Annotated in this window: 5 protein-coding genes and 1 pseudogene; 2 read left to right on the plus strand and 4 right to left on the minus strand. The window is 72.1% G+C overall.

From position 1 onward, the window contains the following. Positions 1-347 (minus strand): annotated as a pseudogene (locus VB737_RS15380) (carboxypeptidase M32); the annotation flags it as partial. A 144-nt stretch (positions 348-491) separates the two neighbouring features. Then, positions 492-1,640 (minus strand): YbaY family lipoprotein, encoded by a 1,149-nt coding sequence (locus VB737_RS15385; RefSeq protein WP_500314249.1) that lies wholly within the window; start codon positions 1,638-1,640, stop codon positions 492-494. 147 nt (positions 1,641-1,787) lie between these two features. Here VB737_RS15385 and VB737_RS15390 point away from each other — a divergent pair, with 147 nt between their 5' ends. Continuing rightward, positions 1,788-2,465: a hypothetical protein gene (locus VB737_RS15390; RefSeq protein ID WP_500314251.1), complete on the plus strand. Its 678-nt coding sequence runs from the start codon at positions 1,788-1,790 to the stop codon at positions 2,463-2,465. Here the strand turns inward: VB737_RS15390 and VB737_RS15395 are convergent. Continuing rightward, the gene (locus tag VB737_RS15395; protein ID WP_500314252.1) at positions 2,407-2,823 is read right to left on the minus strand and encodes an OsmC family protein; all 417 of its coding nucleotides are present in this window, start codon (positions 2,821-2,823) and stop codon (positions 2,407-2,409) included. The genes VB737_RS15390 and VB737_RS15395 overlap by 59 nt on opposite strands. 81 nt (positions 2,824-2,904) lie before the next feature. Between VB737_RS15395 and VB737_RS15400 the strand changes: the two genes are divergently transcribed. After that, positions 2,905-3,351 (plus strand): DUF2721 domain-containing protein, encoded by a 447-nt coding sequence (locus VB737_RS15400; protein ID WP_500314254.1) that lies wholly within the window; start codon positions 2,905-2,907, stop codon positions 3,349-3,351. 29 nt (positions 3,352-3,380) lie between these two features. On the opposite strand, the gene VB737_RS15405 is transcribed toward VB737_RS15400, so the two are convergent. Beyond that, on the minus strand, positions 3,381-4,133 hold a 753-nt coding region (locus tag VB737_RS15405; protein ID WP_500314255.1), incomplete at its 5' end, for a phytoene desaturase family protein.

Raw genomic sequence — 4,133 nt, forward strand, 5'->3', positions numbered from 1 at the left:
GGCAGGCCGGCATGGGCCCGGGCCAGGGCGCTGACCAGGGCCGGATCGAGGCAGCGCTGGCGGTTCAGCTCCAACCGCAGCAACTGCAGGTTGCGGCGCCGCTGGGGCGGGGCGTCCCCGTCGAGATCGGCTTCGGCGGCGGCCACCAGATCGGCGTAGGCGTCACTGCTCTGGCGCTCGTGCAGCTGGGCGGCCAGCAGGGCCAGCTGCTCGCCGCGCCAGGGGGCCCCGGCGGCGGGCATCACCGTGTTCTGGTCGTAGTAAAGGGTGCTGCTGATCGAGCCCAGCAGGCGGGTGGTGTGCAGGTGCCGCTGGAGCTGGTCGAGGGCCGGAGCCGCTGCAGGCATGGGATCGGTGGAGCCGGTGGCGCCAGCATGGTGCCTGAAGCAGCAGGCCGTGTTTGTCGATGCCCCAGCGGCGCACCCGGCCGAGAGCCTCGAGATCGCGGCGTTCGCAGGCCATCAGCTCCCCCTCGGGCTGGAGGTGGCCGCTCAGGCGGCGGCACCCGCCGGCGCCGACACACGGTTGCCCAGGGCGGCGACGCCCGGGGGCGCGACCAGCGGCGGCCGGTCGGAAACGGGTTCGAGCCGCGCCGGTGGGCAGCCTTGGCCGGGCCAGATGTTTCTGAACGTCTCCACGACCAGGGTGCGCCGCGGCGGCTGGCCGGGTTCGGCCGATGGCCGGGTGGTGATCCGCCCCTGCAGGCTGGCGAGCAGGGGCTGGCCGGAGCGTTTCCCCTCCTGCGTCCGGGTGTAGGCACGCTCCAGGGCGAGATAGTCGCCCTCCATCGCCACCGGCAGCCGTTGCCCGGTGGCGCAGAGCCGGATCACGGCCGCGTCGGCGAAGTACGTGACCATGCCCTGAAGGTTGAGGCCGGGATCGATCGGCGCCGGAGCGGGCAGGCGGCTCAACTGGTCGTTGTGCCGGGAGATCACCGGTCGGCCCATCAGGTCCAGCTTGCGCAGGACCTTCCCAGCCTTGATCGGCTGCAGGAACAGCGGCGCCTCCCGCCCGCCGCGCAGCACCAGCCGGCCCGTGCCGGGCTCGAGTCGCCAGCGGCCGATGTCGTCGAACCGGTTCGGTGCCGGCCGGCCGAGGAAGGTCTGGCGCAGTTGGTAGGTGAGATCCGGGGCGAGGTCCAGGTGCCAGCGGCTGACGCCGCCGGCGCCGGGGATGTCGCCCTGCCAGCTGGCCGGCAGGGATCCCAGCGGCGAGGCCACCGTCCGGGGGGGATCGCCCGTCCCTCCCCCCACCGGGAGCAGCACCAGGGTGATGGGTCCGGCGCTGCCATCGAGAACGCGGGTGATGCTGGCGGTGGTGAACAGCAACCGGCCCCGGTGACGGACGGTGGCGCGCACGGCATAACGGCCCTGCGGGGAGAGATCGCTGTCCTTGTAAGGAATGGAGAAGCGAAAGGGAGGCTGGCCCGCCGGCGACACGGTGGTGTGGCCGATCACCCGTGCCGGGGCATCGGCGCGGGCGATGTCCTCGATGACGGCCTCGAAGACGGCCTCCGGCGGCAGGGCGATCCGCTCCCGGATGGTGGCGGAGCCTGTGAGCGTTCCCGCCTGCACGGCCAGTGCCGGCACAGCCAGGCATGCCGCCACCGCGGTGGCGGCGGACCGGCAGAGGGGGGCCATCAAGGCGGAGCGTTCTGGGGCCTGTCCAGTCTGCAGAGCGACGGGGAGGCGGTGGCGTCGCCCGCCCTGCGGGGAATCACACAACACGGCCACCGGCCCGCAGCTGCCGGGGCCATGGTGGAGACAACCCTTACCTCCGCCGGATCGATGCATCCCCCTTCTCCGGAGCAGGCCCTGGTGCTCGCGGCCATCGAACGGTTCATGGCCGACCCCGACCTGGCCCTGCAGGGCCAGCCCGCCGGCGGCGACTCCGGCGATGTCCTCAGCGCCATCCTGCGGGCCCTGACCATGGTGCTGCCGCTCGAGGAGATCGAACTGGCGGTCACGGGCCTGCTCACGGTCCATTGCGATCGGCTCGATGACGACACCCAGCTGGTGCTCGAGGCCCTGCTCACCGCCATTGAGCGGGACGACGACGAGATGACCCTCGACACCCTGCTGGCCAGCGAGGCCAGCCTGCTGGAGGCCAATGCTCTCGACGGCAACTATCTGCTGGTCTGGGATCCGGCCGAGGCCCCACCGCTGCGGGAGATGGAGATCCTCGATGTGCTGGAGCGCTACCCCTGCCGTGGCGAGGCGGCCCGCTGGAACTGTGACGACTTCGTGGCCCTGCTGGAGGGAAAGATCCTGCAGTGGCGCAAGACCATGGTGGCCCTGGAGATCCTCCAGGAGCAGCCCGGTACCCGCCCAGCGGCCAGCACGATGGTGCTGCTGGTGCCGGAGGACCCTGGGGCTCCTCTCGAGCAGCTGGAAGTGGGGGTCACCCTCAGCCCGCCGCCGCCGGACTCCAGTGGAGCCGCATCGGCACGCACCCTTCCAGACTGACCTTCACCGGGCAGCGCTCGCCGGCGCGGATCAGCGCGTCCCGTTGCCCGCCATCGAGGCCGGCCGGAAGATCAATCCAGGCCTCCAGCAGGGCGATGCGGCGTTCACCGCTGCTGCTCATGCCCTTCTCCACCCGCACCCGGGCGCCCTCCAGCGCCATCCCCTCCCGCTCGGCAACGATGCCCATCACCGTCAGCAGGCACGTGGCCAGGGCCGTCGCCACCAGGTCGGTGGGCGAAAACGCCTCCCCCTTGCCCTGGTTGTCCACGGGGGCATCGGTGATCAGCCGCGACCCCGACGGGGCGTGCTCGGCGGCGCAGCGCAGGGCTCCCTCGTAGCGGCAGGTCATCGTGGTCATGGCGGGCGGTGGGCAGCGAACGTCCCACCAGGCTGGCAGGGGTGGTCGGCCTAGATTCACCTCCGCCGTCAGGGATCCTTGGTGCCTCTCCTGGTCGTGGTCACCCCTCCCTCGGCGGGGCTGGCGGAGACGATCCGGCTGGCGGTCACGCCGGTGTTTCTGCTGGCGGGCATCAGTGGTCTGCTAGGGGTCATCACCACCCGCCTCGGGCGCATCATCGACCGGGCCCGGGTGCTCAAGGCAAGGGATCCGGGAACCAGCGTCGCGGAAGAACGGGAGTTGCAGCTGGAACTCCTGATTCACCGCCGGCGGATGGGCCTGGCGGCCCAGGCCTTCACCTGCGCCACCACCAGCTTTCTGCTGGTGGCGAGCGTCGTGGTCGTGCTGTTCCTCAGCACCCTGGCCACGATTGACCTCACCCCACTGGTGGCCCTGCTGTTCGTCCTGGCGATGGGGACGCTGATGGTGGCAGTGGTGTTGCTGCTGCGGGAGGTGCAGCTGGGGAACCGGGCCCTGCGCAGCTTCTGAACCCCAACCCGGGGCCGCCGTTCCGCCCCTCAGCCCGCCGTCAGGCCGATCTCCTCCAGCAGTTGGCGCTGCTGGCGCGCCCCGACGAAGCGGTGGGCGGCCATGGCACCGCTCACCGCCACCGGCGGCACACCGATGCCCGGGAACACGCCCGCCCCGCAGAGCACCAGCCCCTCGACCGGGGTGGAGCCGCCGGGGAAGGGTCCGGCGTTGGCGGGCCAGGCCGGCCCGTAGCTGCCCTGGTGCATCCGCAGGTAGTGCCGATGGGTGAGGGGGGTGCCCTGCCGTTCCAGCACGACGCGTTCCCGCCAGTCGGGCAGCACCCGGTCGAGCGCCGTACCGAAGACGGCGCAGCGTTCCTGCTTGAGGGCCCCATAGGCGGCGCTGCCCCGTTCCAGCCCCTGCCAGATCTCCCAGGGTTCGTTGGCCGGGGTGTAGCCGTGCAGCACCTGGTGGCCCGCCGGCGCGCAGGACGGGTCGAGCCGGGAGGGCATCGAAAGCACCACCATGTTGCGCTCGGCGCCGATGCCCCGCTCCCAGTCGCCCACCCAGACATGGTGGATGGGCAGGTGGTCGAGGTCGTCCCCCCGCAGGGCCAGGTGCCAATGCAGGAAGCTGGCACAGGCCGGGGTGGCCGCCTGACGCCGCCGCCAGCGCGACGGCACCGCGGGCTCCGGCAGCAGGGCGAGCAGGTCCCAGGGGCTGGTGTTGGCGATCACGCCGCGGGCGGCTTCAAGACGCTCGCCGTTCGCCAGCCGGACCCCCACCGCCCGGCCCTGTTC

It is taken from the genome of Synechococcus sp. BA-120 BA3 (genome assembly GCF_034931285.1).
Taxonomy (GTDB): Bacteria; Cyanobacteriota; Cyanobacteriia; order PCC-6307; family Cyanobiaceae; genus Cyanobium.